Genomic DNA, 14,530 nt, shown 5'->3' with positions numbered 1-14,530 from the left:
CGCTCGGCGAAAGAGGGGCGTGACGCTCGGCGGAAGAGGAGCGTGACGCTCGGCGAAAGAGGGGCGTGACGCTCGGCGAAAGAGGGGCGTGACGCTCGGCGGAAGAGGGGCGTGACGCTCGGCGAAAGAGGGCCGAGAGAGGCTCAGCCGCCGATCGGCACGAATCCCGAACCCGGCCGGTTCTTGGCGTTGATGTCGGCCAGGTCGGCGTTGATCGACATCACCACCGCCGGTGTGTGCAGCGGGATGTACTTCGTGACACAGGTGGGCAGGGCGTCGCTGAACGCGCCGTGGATCATCCCGACCAGCATGTTGTCCACCGTCACCGGCGCTCCGGAATCGCCGGGCCCGCCGCACACCTGCATCAGGATCGAGCCCGGGTCCTGTCCCGGACCCCAGGTGACGCCGCACGAGTTACCCGTGGTGCGGCCCTGCTTGCAGGCGACCTGACCGAACGCCGGGTCCGGGCCGATGCCGTTGACGGCAAAACCGTTGAAGTCGGCCACCGGCGTGACCCTGGCCGGGTCGAACCTGATCACCGCGTAGTCCAGGCTGTCGTTGCCGGCGACCATGGTGCCCACCTGGCCGGCCCCCTCGGCCCCTTCGGCGGCCACCGGCGCACCCGGTCCACCGCAGTGCGCCGAGCTGAACCCGATCAGGTCGCCGAACTTGTCGTGACCGATTGCGGTGAGCGTGCACAGCGTGCCGGTGTTGACGACGATGCCCGCGCCTGCGCCCAGCGGCACCTTCTCGTCGGCGACGGCGGTGCTGACAGGCAGGAACAGAAAGGCCAGGAACGCGGCCAGGGTGGCCGCGGCAGCGGCGACGAAATTCAGACCGCTCGGCGCCTTCTGCAAAGTGATACCCCTGTCGATTCGTCGATTATCGGAGCGAGATTGGAGAACAGGCCGTCAGTGTATTCGGCCTCGCTCGTTGCCGGTTCGACTGGCCTCGTCGGACATCGGGTCGCATGGCAACATGAATGCGACAACTGGCGCGCCACCGAAGCTTCAGGGGCAGCACAACGGAGAGGATCGTCTGTGAGCAAACCTGACAAGAACGGTGTGCCCAACACGCTGACCACCATCCCGCTGGCGGACCCGCACGCCAGGGCCGGTGACCCGTCGGTGGGCGATCTGATCAAAGACGTGACCACGCAGATGTCGACGCTGGTGCGCGCCGAGGTGGAACTGGCGCGCGCCGAGATCACCCGCGACGTCAAGAAAGGGCTGACCGGCAGCGTTTTCTTCGTCTCCGCGCTGGTTGTCTTGTTCTACTCCACCTTCTTCTTGTTCTTCTTTCTCGCCGAGCTGCTCGACACCTGGCTGTGGCGCTGGGTGGCGTTCCTGATCGTGTTCGCGATCATGGTCGTCGTCACCGCCGTGCTGGCCCTGCTGGGCTTTTTGAAGGTCCGCCGGATCCGGGGGCCGCAGAAGACCATCGAATCGGTCAAAGAGGCGCGCACCGCGTTCACCCCCGGTCACGACAAGACGCCGCCCAAAGCCATCGACGCCAAGACTCCCGCCGATCCCTCGGGTTGGTAGATGCCGGTTCCAGATCCGTCGATGGTCCGTATCGACGGGCCCTGGCGGCATCTGGACGTGCACGCCAACGGCATCCGCTTCCACGTCGTGGAGGCCACCCGAGACGATGCCGGTCCCGCCACCGCACGCCCGCTGGTGATCCTGTTGCACGGGTTCGGCTCGTTCTGGTGGTCCTGGCGCCACCAGTTGCGCGAACTGCGCGGTGCCCGGGTGGTGGCGGTCGACCTGCGCGGCTACGGCGGCAGCGACAAACCGCCCCGCGGCTACGACGGCTGGACGCTGGCCGGTGACACCGCCGGGCTGATCCGCGCGCTCGGCCACTCCTCGGCGACGCTGATCGGGCACGCCGACGGCGGACTGGCCTGCTGGGCCACCGCCCTGCTGCATTCCCGGCTGGTGCGTGCCATCGCGGTCATCAGCTCGCCGCACCCGATCGCGTTGCGCCGGTCCACGCTGACCCGGCGCGATCAGAGTCGCGCGCTGCTGCCGACGTTGTTGCGCTATCAGGCGCCGCTGTGGCCGGAACGGTTACTCACCCGACACGACGGCGCCGAGATCGAACGGCTGGTCCGCAGCCGCAGCAGCGCCAAATGGCTTGCCTCGGAGGACTTTTCGCAGACCATCGGTCATCTGCGCGGCGCCATCCAGATCCCGGGCGCCGCGCACTGCGCACTGGAGTACCAGCGCTGGGCGGTGCGCAGCCAGCTACGCACCGAAGGTCACCGGTTCATCAAGTCCACGACCGGGCAACTCGGCGTGCCGCTGCTGCACATCCGCGGCGACGCCGATCCCTACGTGCTGGCCGCCCCGGTCGAACGCACGCAGCGCTACGCGCCGCACGGCCGCTACATCTCGGTGGCCGGCGCAGGACATTACGGCCACGAGGAAGCGCCGCAGGAAGTCAGCCGGCACCTCAACCGGTTCCTCGACCAGGTGCACCGGGTCAGCTGACGCAGGCCCCGGTTTGGACCGGCTGAGTGGCACCGATCCGGGCCAGCTGGCCGGCCACCTCCTCGGCGGTCAGCACGAAGCCGGTGTCCGCGTCGTCCACAGCCGCGCCGAACACCACCCCGACCACCCGGCCGTCCAGGTCGATCAGGGGTCCGCCCGAATCGCCCTGCTCCACAATCGCTCTGATGGTGTAGACCTCGCGGGTGACCGGCTGCGGGCTGCGATAGATGTCGGGTCCGCTCAGCTTGATCAGCTCGCGGATCCGGGCCGGGGTGGCAGTGAACATGCCGCCGCCGGGGTAGCCGAGCACGACGACGTCGGTCCCGGTCTTCGCGGGGCGCTCGGCGAATTTCAGCGGCGCGGCCGTCAGCTCCGGGACGGCCAGGATCGCGATGTCGACGACCGGGTCGTAGGACACCACGGTGGCCTTGTAGGTCTTGTCGTCAGCCTCGACGGACACGCTGTTGGAACCGGCGACCACGTGCGCGTTGGTCATCACCCAGCCGGGTGCCGACACCACGAATCCGGTGCCTTCCAACAATTTGCGGCAACTCTGCGCCTCGGCGCGGACCTTGACCACGCTGGGCCGAGTGGCCGCCACGACCGGGTTGGTCTTGAGCGCCGGATCCGGCGAAGCGACCGGAATGACCGGGGTACGGCTGAACGGTTCCAGCACCGCGGGCAGGCCGGAGGTGTTGAGCAGCGCCGAGAGCCGTTTGGGCACCGTTTTCAGCCAGGTGGGCGCCACCTCGTTGACTTCGGCGAGCACCCGGGAACCCCGCACGGCGGCGGCCAGTTCGGGCTGGTCCTTGGACTGGGTCAGCGGGGTCGCCAGCAGCCAGGCCGCCGTCAGCACCACCACCAGCTGCACTGCCACGCCGATCACCGAGTCGACGGTGCGGACCGGACGGTTGCGGATGGCGCCGCGCACCGCGCGCCCCAACACCACCCCGGCGACCTCGCCGACCACCACCAGCGCCAGGATCAGGAACAGCGCGGCGAACAGCTTGGCCCGCGGCGCGGCGATGTGGCTGACGATGTGTGGTGCCAGCAGCACACCGGCCACCGCGCCCAACAGCACTCCGGCGAACGAGAGCACCGAACCGAGCGCGCCCGAGCGCCATCCGGAGATGGCCGCGATGAAGGCGACCGCCAGCACCGCGATGTCCAGCCACTGGGACGGCGTCATCGCAGCCCGCCCCTGTTCGTCGGGGAATCGCCGACCAGCACCATCGCGTCGTCCAATTCGCGGAGGTCGTCGGTGTCCCAGGGCTTGGCCCAGCCCGCGACGTCGAGCACCGCGGAGATCACCTGGCCGGTGAAACCCCACACCAACATCTGGTTCAGCAGGAACGCCGGTCCCGCCCAGCGCTTGCCCAGCGTGCCGCGATAGACCATCAGCCGATTCTCCGGGTTGACGAAGGCCCGCACCGGCACCCGGGCCACGATGGCCGTCTCGGCGTCGTTGACGACGGTCACCGGGCCCGGATCCGGCGAATACGCCAGCACCGGGACGACGTGGAAGTTGGACGGCGCGATGAACGTCCGCTCCATGGTGGCCAGCGCGTGCAACCTGCCGACGTCGATCCCCGTCTCCTCCCACGCCTCGCGCAGCGCGGTGGCGACGGGACCGTCGTCGCCGGGATCTGAGGCGCCGCCGGGAAACGCGGCCTGTCCGGCGTGATGTCGCAGCGTGGACGCCCGCACGGTGAGCAGCAGATCGGCGTCGTCGGGCACGCCGGCGCCGGCCGGCTCGTCCTGCGGTCCGGAGAACAGCACCAATACGGCGGCGTCGCGGCCGGTGCGGCGCAGCGACGACACCGAGCGGGCCGCGGTCACCATGGCCAGCACGTCGGCGGGCAGCCGGCGCCGGTACGCGTCAGGAATCTTCTCGACGTTGTCGACCAGCGGTCGCAACCACGGCGGGCTGACGTCGGGAGTCAGGGGAATCGCCGCACTCAACGCCGCCTCCCTCCTAGCCCGCCCCATTTCCAATCACGTCCGCGATCTCATCGGCGCTGCCGAAAGCCCGCGGCAGGGTTTGGGCAACGCTACCGTCCGGCCGCAGCACCACCGTCGCGGGCATCACGTTAACCACCCGCAACGCCGCCGCGACTCTGCGGCGGCCGTCCTGCAGGGTGGGCAGCCGAACTCCGAGTTCGGCCAGGCGCAGCAACGCGGCCGTCTCGTTCTCGTCCTGATGCACCGTCAGCACCGTGACGTCGGCACCCATCCGCCGTTGATACTCGGCCATCGCGGGCAGTTCCGCAGTGCACGGGCCACACCAATACGCCCACAGGTTGAGCACCACCCGCCGGCCGGCCAGCGCCTTCGCCACGTCGACGGCGGCGCCGTCGGCCGCGCATTCCACCACGACGCCGCGCAGTGCCGCCGCGCCTGCACCGGCTCCCGGGCCGGGACAGGGCGGCAGATCGGCACGCTGGCGGGGCCCGGCCAGCGCGGCCGGGGTATCGGCGTCGCGGTGTTCCCGCGGCGCGGGCGCCTGGCCACTCACCGACGGCGCCGCGTCGTCGCGCAGCTCGGCCACCAGGGCCACCACCAGCGCGGCGACCACTGTCAAGACCGCGAGGGTCCAGCGGGTCGTGCCGGAGAGCGCCTTCATGTGAGGCGTCAGAGCCCGGCCAGGGCCAGCAGGTGATCGGTTTCGGGGCCCTGCACCAGCGGTGCGGCCAGCAGCGGCTCGGTGGGACCCAGTCCGAATGACGGGCAGTCCTTGGCCAGCACGCAGACACCGCAAGCCGGTTTGCGGGCGTGGCACACCCGGCGGCCGTGGAAGATCACCCGGTGGCTGAGCAGGGTCCATTCCTTGCGCTCGATCAGCTCGCCGACGGCGTGTTCGACCTTGACCGGGTCCTCTTCGGCGGTCCATCGCCACCGTCGCACCAACCGCCCGAAGTGGGTGTCGACGGTGATGCCGGGCACGTCGAACGCGTTGCCCAGAATCACGTTGGCGGTCTTGCGACCGACGCCGGGCAGCGTCACCAACTCGTCCATGGTCTTGGGCACTTCGCCGTCGAACCGCTCGACGAGGGCCTGACCCAGGCCGATCAGCGACGACGCCTTGTTACGGAAGAAGCCGGTGGGATGGATCAGCGTCTCGAGTTCGGCGCGATCGGCCTGCGCGTAATCCAGAGCGGTCCGGTACTTGGCGAACACCGCCGGCGTCGTCAGGTTGACCCGCTTGTCGGTGCTCTGTGCCGACAGGATGGTGGCCACCGCCAGCTCGAGCGGCGTGGTGAAGTCCAGTTCGCAGTAGACGTGCGGAAACGCCTGCGCCAGGGTGCGGTTCATCCGTCGCGCCCGTCGCACCAACCCGGTTCGGGTTTCGTCTGCCCAGCGCTTGGCGAGGACCGGAGCGGGCGGCACGGGCTTGGACTTGGATCGCCCGGACGACTTCGCCGCTGTCACCTACGACAGAGTACTGATTTCGTAATCTGTCTGAGACCTTGCGCGTGTTTACTCTCCTTGTGCTGTGGTTGCTGGTGGCCTGCATCCCGGGGTTGCTGATGCTGGCGACGATCGGGCTCGGGCGGCTGGAGAAGGCCCTGGCCCGCGATGCTGTGACCGCCACCGACGTCGCCGATTTCCTGAATCAGGCCGAGGCCGTGGACGTGCACACACTGGCCCGCGAAGGCATGCCCGAAGCGCTGGAATACCTGCATCGACGCCAGGCGCTGGGACTGGTGGCCACCCCGCAGCCCAAGCAGCTGACCGGACGGCATCACGCCGAGACGATCTTTGCCACCGACGTCGTCGGGCGCGTCGAAGTGGGGCTGCCCACCCGCATTCGCGGGCGCTACCGGACCAACACACAATTTACGGTGACTCGACACGTCAATCGTGTTTAGCGTTGGCACGCCGCGCTGAGTGGCCTACCTTTAGACTCGTGTCGGCCGTCACAAATTGGCCTGCCCGTAAGTAATTCGTGAGCACCTGAAGAAGCAAGAAGAGGAAACGTGGACGAGATCCTGGCAAGGGCAGGAATCTTCCAGGGGGTTGAGCCCAGCGCCGTCGCTGCGTTGACCAAGCAACTGCAGCCCGTTGATTTCCCCCGTGGACACACGGTTTTCGCTGAAGGCGAGCCGGGCGACCGGCTGTACATCATCGTCGCCGGCAAAGTGAAGATCGGTCGCCGCTCCCCGGACGGCCGGGAAAACCTGCTGACCATCATGGGCCCGTCGGACATGTTCGGCGAGCTGTCGATCTTCGACCCGGGCCCCCGGACGTCGAGCGCGACGACGATCACCGAGGTGCGGGCGGTGTCGATGGACCGCGACGCGCTGCGGGCGTGGATCGCCGACCGTCCGGAGATCGCCGAGCAACTGTTGCGCGTGTTGGCGCGCCGGCTTCGCCGCACCAACAACAACCTGGCCGACCTGATCTTCACCGACGTGCCCGGCCGGGTGGCCAAGCAGCTGCTGCAGTTGGCGCAGCGGTTCGGCACCCAGGAGGGCGGCGCGATGCGGGTCACCCACGACCTCACGCAGGAGGAGATCGCTCAGCTGGTGGGCGCTTCCCGGGAGACCGTGAACAAGGCGCTGGCCGACTTCGCCCACCGCGGCTGGATCCGCCTGGAGGGCAAGAGCGTGCTGATCTCCGACTCCGAGCGCCTGGCCCGCCGCGCGCGGTAGGCGCGAGGTAAGCGCGAGAAGACGCAAAAGCACCCATTTTCGGCCGAAAATGGGTGCTTTTGCGTCTGTTCGCGCTAGTGGTGGTGACTGTGGCTGTGCGGTGCCATCGGTCCGGGGTCGACGGGCTGGTGCGCGCCGGCGTTGTATCTGGCGTGTAGCCGACGAACCCAGTCGCACAGGGCGTCCACGGTGGTCTGCTGTTTGCGGGACACCGGCAGCACCGGCGCACCGCTGCGGGCGTTGCGCGCGTCGTTCAGCATCTCCACGACGTCGACATCGACATGCGAAGCCAGATCGATCTTGTTGATCACCAGCAAGTCCGCCCGCGCGATGCCGGGTCCACCTTTGCGCGCCACGTCACCTCCGCCGGCCACGTCGAGAACGAAGATCTGAGCGTCGACGAGGCCGGGTGAGAAGGTGGCGGTGAGATTGTCGCCGCCGCTCTCGATCAGCACCATGTCGAGCGGGCCGAAGTCGTGCTCGAGATCTTCGACGGCGAGCAGGTTCATGGTGATGTCGTCTCGGATGGCGGTGTGCGGGCAGGCCCCGGTCTCCACCGCGCGGATGCGTTCGGCCGGCAGGATGCCTTGCGCGCGTAGGAAACGCGCGTCCTCATCGGTGTAGATGTCGTTGGTGACGACCCCGAAACGGTATTCGCTGGACAGGTTTCGGCACAGGGTGGCGATCAGCGAACTCTTGCCGGTCCCGACGGGTCCGGCCACCCCCAACCGCAGCGCTCGTCGTCCGTGCTGCGAAAGATGTTGGTGTTCATGCACTTCTGGGCTCCTGTTCGGTGGTGGGGATACGACTTTCGGCTTCGAGTGCGGTGCCGCACCACCAAGTTCCGAGTTCGGAGAGCCCTGCGGTCATCGCCTCCCTCAGCTCGAGGTTGTCGTCGGCGAGTGCGGTGATGAGCATCCCCGGACCGGCCAGCGGCAGCGCGGCGGCAGCATCGGTCAGCACAGAGCCTCTGTCTGACCAGATCCGTTGCGGCTCAACCAGAACGACGGACCCGACCGCTCGATGCGTGGCGGCGACGGCCGCGCTGTTCCAGCCCGCCGCGTCCGGGCCGATGTGCAGGTCCTGCCGATACAGCGGCCGGCCGTCGCGCCGGATGCTCAGCCGTTGACCGATGGTGCCGGGTTGTTCACCGTGGCGGCCGAGGATGAGTTCTTCGCGCATCAGCAGTCGAGCGGTGGACGCAAGTTCGACTCGAATGTCGTTGTGGTGCCTGCAGTTCGCGGCGGCGATCAACGGTTCGGGCAGCCAGACCAGCGTCGCGCCCTCGCCCACCCGGACCCGGGCGGTGGTGCGCGACGGGTGGCCACGCGGTCCGGGCAGCAGCAACGTGGGAGATATGTCGCACAGCACCAGGGCACTGTCGGCGCCGACGTCGACGTCGAGCGTGAGTTGGTCGCCGCCAACGGGTCCCGCGGCACCGGCCGCCATGCTGACCCGAGCCGGCGCCCGTAGGGCATCGGCCCACGGATCCGGCTCTTTCGGGTTGGTGAGCCGCAGCAGCAGCGGAGCCTGCGAGCGCAACGCCGTCACGTGGCTGACGGGCCGGCCGTCGCTTCCGGCCGTGGCCGCGGTGGCCAGCCGTGCGTGCGCACGCATCTCACCGGGTGTGGTTTCAGGAGGCAAACAACCGTGCCTCCTGCCGAGTGTGCTGTTCGGCGGCCACGTCGAGCAACGGCGCCGCATATGCCGGTAACTCCTCGACGGGGGTTTCGGCGTGCTCGGCCGCGGCGACGGCCAGGACGTCGAGTTCGGGCATCAGGCCGGCCAGCACGGCATGGACTTCGAGTGGGTCGAGGCTGACCAGCCGGACGGCGGCCGTGGCAGGCCCGGCGACGCTCTCGTAGAGTGCGGCCATGGCGGCCTGCCGCGCGTCGAGCTCGAATACCGTTGCGGCAACGCCCAACACGATCGGTTGATGCGGCCGTCGACCCAGACCGTCCAGGCGAGGGTCCGGGCGGATCGTGCCCATCGCGCGCTGCAATTGACGCCCGAGGGTACGAGAGACCGTCCGCAAGGCCGGGGACGGTGTCCGGGCGTCGAGTTCGACATCCAGGGCAGCCAAAAGCTCTTCGTCGTCCGACGCAGCGGCCCGGCATGCCGCGGCCGCGAACGCGGCGGCGACGGCTCCCGACGTCGCAGCGCGGCCCCGCAGGAAGTCCCGCAGGCTACCCGGGTCGAAGACGCGTCCGGCCCGCACGGTGGCTTCGATCCCGCCGGAGTGCGCGTAACCGCCGGCCGGCAACCGCCCGTCGGAGAGCAGCAACAGCGCAACCGGCATCCCGGGCATGTCAGTACAGGAAGTAGCGCTGGGTCATGGGCAATTCGGTCAGCGGCGGATGATCCGCCGGTTCACCGTCGATCCGCACTTCGAACGTGTCGGGGTTGACCTCGATGCGCGGCAGCGCGTCGTTGAGCGGTAGGTCCGCTTTACTCAAATCGCGCATGTTCTTCACCGCCACAAGCGGGCGGTCCACGTTGAGCCGGTCGGCCAGTCCGTCCTCCACGGCCGCGGCTGAGACGAACGCGACGCTGGTGGCTGCCGCCGCCTTGGTGAACGCGTTGTAGCCGAGCCGCGGCAACTCCGGCTGCGGCGTAGGCACCGACGCGCTGGGATCGCCCAGCATCGCCAGCGCCGCCATACCGCCCTTGAAGACCGCGGTGGGTTTGACCCCGAACATGGCCGGTACCCACAACACGAAATCGGCCAATTTTCCCGGCGCTATGGACCCGATCTCGTCGTCGAGGCCGTGAATCAGCGCCGGACAGATGGTGTACTTGGCGACATAGCGCCGGACCCGGTCGTTGTCCGCGCGTTCGCCGGAACTGAGCGGGCCACGAAGATTCTTCATGGCGTGGGCGGTCTGCCAGGTGCGTATCACGGTCTCGCCGAGGCGGCCCATGGCCTGTGCGTCCGAGGACATCGCCGAGATGGCGCCCAGGTCTTGCAGGATGTCCTCGGCAGCGATGGTTCCGGCACGTACCCGGCTCTCGGCGAACTGCAACTCCGCAGGGACCTTCGGATTCAGTTGGTGGGCCACCAGCACCATGTCGAGTTGCTCGTCGACGGTGTTGACGGTGAACGGGCGGGTCGGGGTGGTCGATGCCGGCAACACATTGGGCTCGCCGGCGATCCGGATGATGTCGGGGGCGTGACCCCCGCCGGCGCCCTCGGTGTGGTAGCTGTGGAAGCTTCGTCCCGCCACGGTGCGCATCAGGTCCTCGACGAAGCCCGCCTCGTTGAGCGTGTCACTGTGAATCGCGACCTGCACCCCCGCCGCATCGGCGACGCGCAGCGCGGTGTCGATCACCGCGGGGGTGGCGCCCCAGTCCTCGTGCACCTTGAACCCCGCCGCGCCGCCGCGCAGCTGCTCCCACAGCGCTTCCTCGGAGATCGTGGTGCCACGGCCCAGGAACAACACGTTGACCGGCCACGGGTCGAACCCCTCCAGCATTCGCGCCAGCCACCAGGCGCCGGGGGTGGCCAGGGTCGCCTTGCCGCCGTCGGTCGGTCCGGTCCCGCCGCCCACCAGCGTGGTGATGCCGGCCTGCAGCGCCACCTCGCACATGTCCGGGGACACGAAGTGCACGTGGGTGTCGATCGCACCGGCCGTCATGATCAGCCCGGTACCGTTCATGATCTCGGTGGACGGGCCGATCACCAGGTCGGGGTGGACGCCGTCCATGATGTCGGGGTTTCCGGACTTGCCGATGGCGGCGAACCGCCCGTCGCGGATCCCGACGTCGGCCTTGACGATGCCCCAGTGGTCCAGCACGACCACGTTGGTGATCACCAGGTCAGGCGTGCCCTGTGCCCGCGGAGTGTGCGATTGGCCCTGGGACTCGCGCCCGGATTTACCGCCTCCGAACACCACCTCGTCGCCCCCGACGCAGCGGTCCTCTTCGATCTCGATGAACAGGTCGGTATCGGCCAGCCGTAACCGGTCACCCGTGGTGGGGCCGAGCATCGACACATACAGCTGGCGCTGGATGTCAGCCATCGAGGGGCCCCTTGCACTCGCCGCGGAAACCGGCCGCGATGCGCTGGCCCCCGAAGGGAATCAACTCGATTTTCTGGGTGATGCCCGGGTCGAACCGGGTCAACCCGCCGGAGATGATGTTCTGCCGCTTGCCCCAGGCCGCCTGACGGTCGAACTCCAGCGCGGGGTTGGCCTCGGCGAAGTGGAAGTGCGATCCCACCGATATCGGCCGGTCGCCGGTGTTGACCACCTTCACCGTCGTCACCTCGCAGCCGACGTTGATCGCCACCGGGTCGTCGGCGAACAGGATGGCGCCGGGAGCCGACGGCGTCATGCTCGCATCCGGCCCCAGCTGCACCCTGCCAAGCGGCCCCTTGCCCGACCCCATCGGGAACGTCTCGCCCGATCCGGCGCGCTTGCGACTCAACGGTGGCGCGTGCCGCTGCACCGAACCGACCGCCGTCTCCAGCTTGGGGTTCCGCGCAGACACCCGCTGCCCGACGGCGAAGGCTTTGCTGGCCGCACCCAACAGCCCGGTGGAGTCACCGGCCCGCTGCATCCGGTTGGTGACGGTGTCTTTGATCTTGTCGGTGAGCCGGCTCATGATGCGACCTTCCGAGGTCAGTGAATCGGTTGGGGGACCGTGATCAACTTGGTGCCGTCGGGAAAGGTCGCCTCGATGTCGAGTTCCTGCAGCATCTCGGCGACTCCGTCCATCACGTCTTCGCGTTTCAACACGCTGCGCGCGGCATCCTGCAGGTCCGCTTTGGTGCGGCCGTCGCGCGCGCCCTCGAGCACGAACTGGGTGAGCACCGCGGTGGCTTCCGGCAGATTCAATTTCAGGCCGCGCTCGCGACGCTTGTGCGCCACTTCTGCAGCGGTGTGAATGAGGAGGCGTTCCTTCTCTTTGACCGTCAAGAACATCGGATCCACCCTTGGTCGGCAGCGGTGTCCGAGGCTTACCCGCCGATCCGTCGCCCAAACCCCCGGAAATGCGGCTCGAGTTAGCCGTGTCGGTGCGGTGCGCGACCCTCGGGGAACCGCACCTGCGCCACATCCGGTGGCGGCGGGACGGGCAGGGTCACGTCCTGGTCACCGAGGGTGAACGGCTCCCCGTGATGGGTGAGTGAGACCGGCTCACCCGAGCGCAGCCGGTAGGTGGCGTGCCCAGCGGTCGCCTCCACCGCGATGCAGCGGCCACGCCACAAGATGCGGAACGCCAACCGGCTCAGGGCCGGGAGCAGCCGCGGCGCGAACGCCAATTCTTCACCGTGCCGGCGCATCCCGCCGAAACCGGCCACACAGGCCAGCCACGCCCCGCCGAGCGCGGCGATGTGCAAGCCGCTCGACACGTTGTCATGCAGATTGTGCAGGTCGATGAACGCCGTCTCGGCCAGATAGTCGAAGGCAAGCTGCAAGTGACCGACTTCGGCGGCCAGTATCGCCTGGGCGCAGGCCGACAGCGACGAATCCCGGACGGTCAACGCCTCGTAGTAGTGAAAGTTGCGTGACTTCTCCGCTGCGGTGAACGCGTCGCCACGCACGTACATGGCCAGCGTGACGTCGGCCTGCTTGACGACCTGCTTGCGGTACAACTCGAAGTACGGATAGCGCAACAGCAGCGGATAGTCCGCGGGCGGTGTCCCCGCAAAGTCCCAAACCGCTTGGTGGGTGAAGTTTTCGGCTTGCTCGTGCACGCCCAGCTCAGGGTTGTACGGCAGTGTCATGTGGTCGGCGTAGTCCCGCCAGTCGGCGGTCTCGGCGTCGGCAACCTCGAGCCGTGCGGCCACATCGGGACGACGCCGACAAGCCGCGGCGGCATCGCGAAGATTCTGCTGCGCCATCAGATTGGTGAACAGATTGTTGTCGGCCAGCGCGGAGTATTCGCACGGTCCGGTGACACCGTCGATGCGGAACTGGCCGTCTGCGTTGCGGTGGCCCAGGCTCGCCCACAGCCGGGCGGTTTCCACCAGAAGCTCCACACCGCAGTCTTCCTCGAATTCGGTGTCGGCCGTAGCCGCGAGGTATTGCGCTGTGGCATAGGCGATGTCGGCGTTGACGTGCACACCCGCCGTGCCGGCGGGCCAATACGCCGAGCACTCCTCTCCGTCGATGGTCCGCCACGGGAACATCGCCCCGTCCTGACTCAGTTCCCGGGCGCGCCGCTTGGCCTTGGCCAGGGTGGAGTGCCGCCAGTGCAGCGCGTCGGCCGCCGCGTCGGGCATCGTGTGGGTCAGCATGGGCAGCACGAACATCTCCGTGTCCCAGAAAGAGTGCCCGTCGTACCCCGGCCCGGTCAGACCCTTCGCCGGAATCGGCCGGCTCTCACCACGCGCGCCGGCTTGCAGTACCTGAAAGAGTGCGAACCGGATCGCTTGCTGCAGTTCGGGATTCCCGTCGATTTCGATGTCGGCGTGCGACCAGAACGCATCGAGGTAGTCGCGCTGGCGGGCAACCAGGTTGTCCCAGCCCGTCTCTCGGGCTTGGGCCAGCGCGGCGTCCACCTGCGCCCGGAGCGCGGGCACGGAACGCCGGCTCGACCATCCGTAGGCGACGAATTTCGTCAACCGCAGCACGTCGCCTTTGGCCACGTCGACGGCGATGGTCAACCGGGCCAGATCTTGCTCCGCGCGGATGCTGCAGTCGGCGCCGGACCTCGTGGCGAGTTCATGGTCCATCCCCGCGGCCACCCCGAGCCCAGAGCGCCGGGTGTGGTGCACCAGGACCGCCGAAAGGTCTTGTGCCGTCGCGAAATCGGCGACCAGCGGATTGTCCAGCGCCGCGGCCAGGCGCGGGTCCCGGCCGCCGGTGGGCACCGTCTCGTTGGCCAGCAGGTCGGACTGCACGACCAGGTCCAGGTCGGCGTCCAGCGGCTCCACCTCGTACCGGATTGCGGCGACGGCGCGCTGGGTGAACGACACCAGACGCTCGGAGCGGATCCGCACCGAGCGTCCCGTCGGAGACGTCCAGACCGTATTGCGCCGCAGGGTTCCGGTGCGGAAGTCCAGGACATGCTCGTGCTCGACTGCCCGGCTGTACCGCATGTCCATCGGTGAGTCCTGGACGAACAACCTGATGATCTTCCCGTCGGTCACGTTGACCACGGTCTGCCCGTCCTCGGGATACCCGTATCCGCCTTCGGGATAAGGCAATTCACGCTTCTCGTAGAAGCCGTTCAGATAGGTTCCCGGTGTACCGACCGGCTCTCCCTCATCCAGGGTGGCACGCAGGCCTATGTTGCCGTTGGACAGCGCAAAGATGGACTCGGTGTCGGCCAGACGCTCCAAATCCAGTCCGCACCAACGCAATTCCCACGGAGCGACGTGAAATCCGTGTTCTTCCAAATTCGGGCTCACCACAACGATCTTATGCGACATAGGCCAGC

At 68.2% G+C, this 14,530-nt stretch carries 16 protein-coding genes; 4 read left to right on the top strand and 12 right to left on the bottom strand.

Going from position 1 to position 14,530, the window contains the following annotated elements:
- Positions 1–143: 143 nt before the first annotated feature.
- Complete coding sequence (locus AC5Y46_RS22545) at positions 144–836, bottom strand: chymotrypsin family serine protease (RefSeq protein ID WP_499993155.1); 693 nt, start codon at positions 834–836, stop codon at positions 144–146.
- Positions 837–1,040: 204 nt separating this feature from the next.
- Here AC5Y46_RS22545 and AC5Y46_RS22540 point away from each other — a divergent pair, with 204 nt between their 5' ends.
- Positions 1,041–1,544 carry a phage holin family protein gene (locus AC5Y46_RS22540; protein ID WP_499943391.1) on the top strand — a complete coding sequence of 168 codons (504 nt, stop codon included), beginning with the start codon at positions 1,041–1,043 and terminating at the stop codon, positions 1,542–1,544.
- Positions 1,545–2,495 (top strand): alpha/beta fold hydrolase, encoded by a 951-nt coding sequence (locus AC5Y46_RS22535; protein WP_499993144.1) that lies wholly within the window; start codon positions 1,545–1,547, stop codon positions 2,493–2,495.
- Here the strand turns inward: AC5Y46_RS22535 and marP are convergent.
- Genes marP through nth form a run of 4 tightly spaced genes read right to left on the bottom strand, consistent with a single transcriptional unit; the run spans position 2,488 to position 5,807 of the window.
- Positions 2,488–3,684: an acid resistance serine protease MarP gene (gene marP / locus AC5Y46_RS22530; RefSeq protein ID WP_499943389.1), complete on the bottom strand. Its 1,197-nt coding sequence runs from the start codon at positions 3,682–3,684 to the stop codon at positions 2,488–2,490. The two genes, AC5Y46_RS22535 and marP, sit on opposite strands and share 8 nt — an antisense overlap.
- Positions 3,681–4,484: an NUDIX hydrolase gene (locus AC5Y46_RS22525; protein ID WP_499993138.1), complete on the bottom strand. Its 804-nt coding sequence runs from the start codon at positions 4,482–4,484 to the stop codon at positions 3,681–3,683. Before AC5Y46_RS22525 ends, marP begins: the two co-directional genes overlap by 4 nt.
- On the bottom strand, positions 4,471–5,118 hold the full coding sequence (locus AC5Y46_RS22520; RefSeq protein ID WP_499943387.1) for a TlpA family protein disulfide reductase: 648 nt from the start codon (positions 5,116–5,118) through the stop codon (positions 4,471–4,473). The genes AC5Y46_RS22525 and AC5Y46_RS22520 overlap by 14 nt, the downstream gene beginning before the upstream one ends.
- Positions 5,119–5,126: 8 nt before the next feature.
- On the bottom strand, positions 5,127–5,807 hold the full coding sequence (gene nth, locus AC5Y46_RS22515) for an endonuclease III (protein ID WP_499993153.1): 681 nt from the start codon (positions 5,805–5,807) through the stop codon (positions 5,127–5,129).
- 161 nt (positions 5,808–5,968) lie between these two features.
- On the opposite strand from nth, the gene AC5Y46_RS22510 reads away from it, so the two are divergent.
- On the top strand, positions 5,969–6,364 hold the full coding sequence (locus AC5Y46_RS22510) for a hypothetical protein (RefSeq protein ID WP_499993136.1): 396 nt from the start codon (positions 5,969–5,971) through the stop codon (positions 6,362–6,364).
- 108 nt (positions 6,365–6,472) lie between these two features.
- Positions 6,473–7,147, top strand: coding sequence for a cAMP-activated global transcriptional regulator CRP (gene crp / locus AC5Y46_RS22505; protein WP_036362963.1), 675 nt, complete (start codon positions 6,473–6,475; stop codon positions 7,145–7,147).
- A gap of 74 nt (positions 7,148–7,221) precedes the next feature.
- On the opposite strand, the gene ureG is transcribed toward crp, so the two are convergent.
- From ureG to AC5Y46_RS22470, 7 genes are all read right to left on the bottom strand, one after another.
- On the bottom strand, positions 7,222–7,923 hold the full coding sequence (gene ureG / locus AC5Y46_RS22500) for an urease accessory protein UreG (protein ID WP_499993135.1): 702 nt from the start codon (positions 7,921–7,923) through the stop codon (positions 7,222–7,224).
- Complete coding sequence (locus AC5Y46_RS22495; RefSeq protein ID WP_499993133.1) at positions 7,916–8,764, bottom strand: urease accessory protein UreD; 849 nt, start codon at positions 8,762–8,764, stop codon at positions 7,916–7,918. Before AC5Y46_RS22495 ends, ureG begins: the two co-directional genes overlap by 8 nt.
- Positions 8,765–8,780: 16 nt before the next feature.
- Positions 8,781–9,455 carry an urease accessory protein UreF gene (locus AC5Y46_RS22490; RefSeq protein ID WP_499993130.1) on the bottom strand — a complete coding sequence of 225 codons (675 nt, stop codon included), beginning with the start codon at positions 9,453–9,455 and terminating at the stop codon, positions 8,781–8,783.
- 1 nt (position 9,456) lies between these two features.
- Positions 9,457–11,166 (bottom strand): urease subunit alpha, encoded by a 1,710-nt coding sequence (locus tag AC5Y46_RS22485; protein ID WP_499993127.1) that lies wholly within the window; start codon positions 11,164–11,166, stop codon positions 9,457–9,459.
- Entirely contained in the window at positions 11,159–11,749 is a 591-nt protein-coding gene (gene ureB / locus AC5Y46_RS22480) for an urease subunit beta (RefSeq protein WP_499993125.1), read from the bottom strand. Before ureB ends, AC5Y46_RS22485 begins: the two co-directional genes overlap by 8 nt.
- A 17-nt stretch (positions 11,750–11,766) precedes the next feature.
- Positions 11,767–12,069 (bottom strand): urease subunit gamma, encoded by a 303-nt coding sequence (locus tag AC5Y46_RS22475; RefSeq protein ID WP_499943380.1) that lies wholly within the window; start codon positions 12,067–12,069, stop codon positions 11,767–11,769.
- Between the two features lie 80 nt (positions 12,070–12,149).
- Positions 12,150–14,522 (bottom strand): glycoside hydrolase family 65 protein, encoded by a 2,373-nt coding sequence (locus tag AC5Y46_RS22470; protein ID WP_499993152.1) that lies wholly within the window; start codon positions 14,520–14,522, stop codon positions 12,150–12,152.
- Between the last annotated feature and the right edge of the window lie 8 nt (positions 14,523–14,530).

The sequence above is a fragment of the Mycobacterium sp. NGS59 genome (assembly GCF_059812345.1).
This window is presented reverse-complemented; position numbering and strand designations above follow the sequence as displayed.

Excerpts from the sequence above, each read along its gene's own strand:
- AC5Y46_RS22495 (WP_499993133.1), bottom strand. The coding sequence starts at position 8,764 with ATGCGTGCGCACGCACGGCTGGCCACCGCGGCCACGGCCGGAAGCGAC.
- AC5Y46_RS22525 (WP_499993138.1), bottom strand. The coding sequence starts at position 4,484 with ATGGGGCGGGCTAGGAGGGAGGCGGCGTTGAGTGCGGCGATTCCCCTG.
- AC5Y46_RS22520 (WP_499943387.1), bottom strand. The coding sequence starts at position 5,118 with ATGAAGGCGCTCTCCGGCACGACCCGCTGGACCCTCGCGGTCTTGACA.
- ureB (WP_499993125.1), bottom strand. The coding sequence starts at position 11,749 with ATGAGCCGGCTCACCGACAAGATCAAAGACACCGTCACCAACCGGATG.
- AC5Y46_RS22490 (WP_499993130.1), bottom strand. The coding sequence starts at position 9,455 with ATGCCCGGGATGCCGGTTGCGCTGTTGCTGCTCTCCGACGGGCGGTTG.
- AC5Y46_RS22475 (WP_499943380.1), bottom strand. The coding sequence starts at position 12,069 with ATGTTCTTGACGGTCAAAGAGAAGGAACGCCTCCTCATTCACACCGCT.
- AC5Y46_RS22535 (WP_499993144.1), top strand. The coding sequence starts at position 1,545 with ATGCCGGTTCCAGATCCGTCGATGGTCCGTATCGACGGGCCCTGGCGG.
- marP (WP_499943389.1), bottom strand. The coding sequence starts at position 3,684 with ATGACGCCGTCCCAGTGGCTGGACATCGCGGTGCTGGCGGTCGCCTTC.
- nth (WP_499993153.1), bottom strand. The coding sequence starts at position 5,807 with ATGAACCGCACCCTGGCGCAGGCGTTTCCGCACGTCTACTGCGAACTG.
- AC5Y46_RS22470 (WP_499993152.1), bottom strand. The coding sequence starts at position 14,522 with ATGTCGCATAAGATCGTTGTGGTGAGCCCGAATTTGGAAGAACACGGA.
- AC5Y46_RS22485 (WP_499993127.1), bottom strand. The coding sequence starts at position 11,166 with ATGGCTGACATCCAGCGCCAGCTGTATGTGTCGATGCTCGGCCCCACC.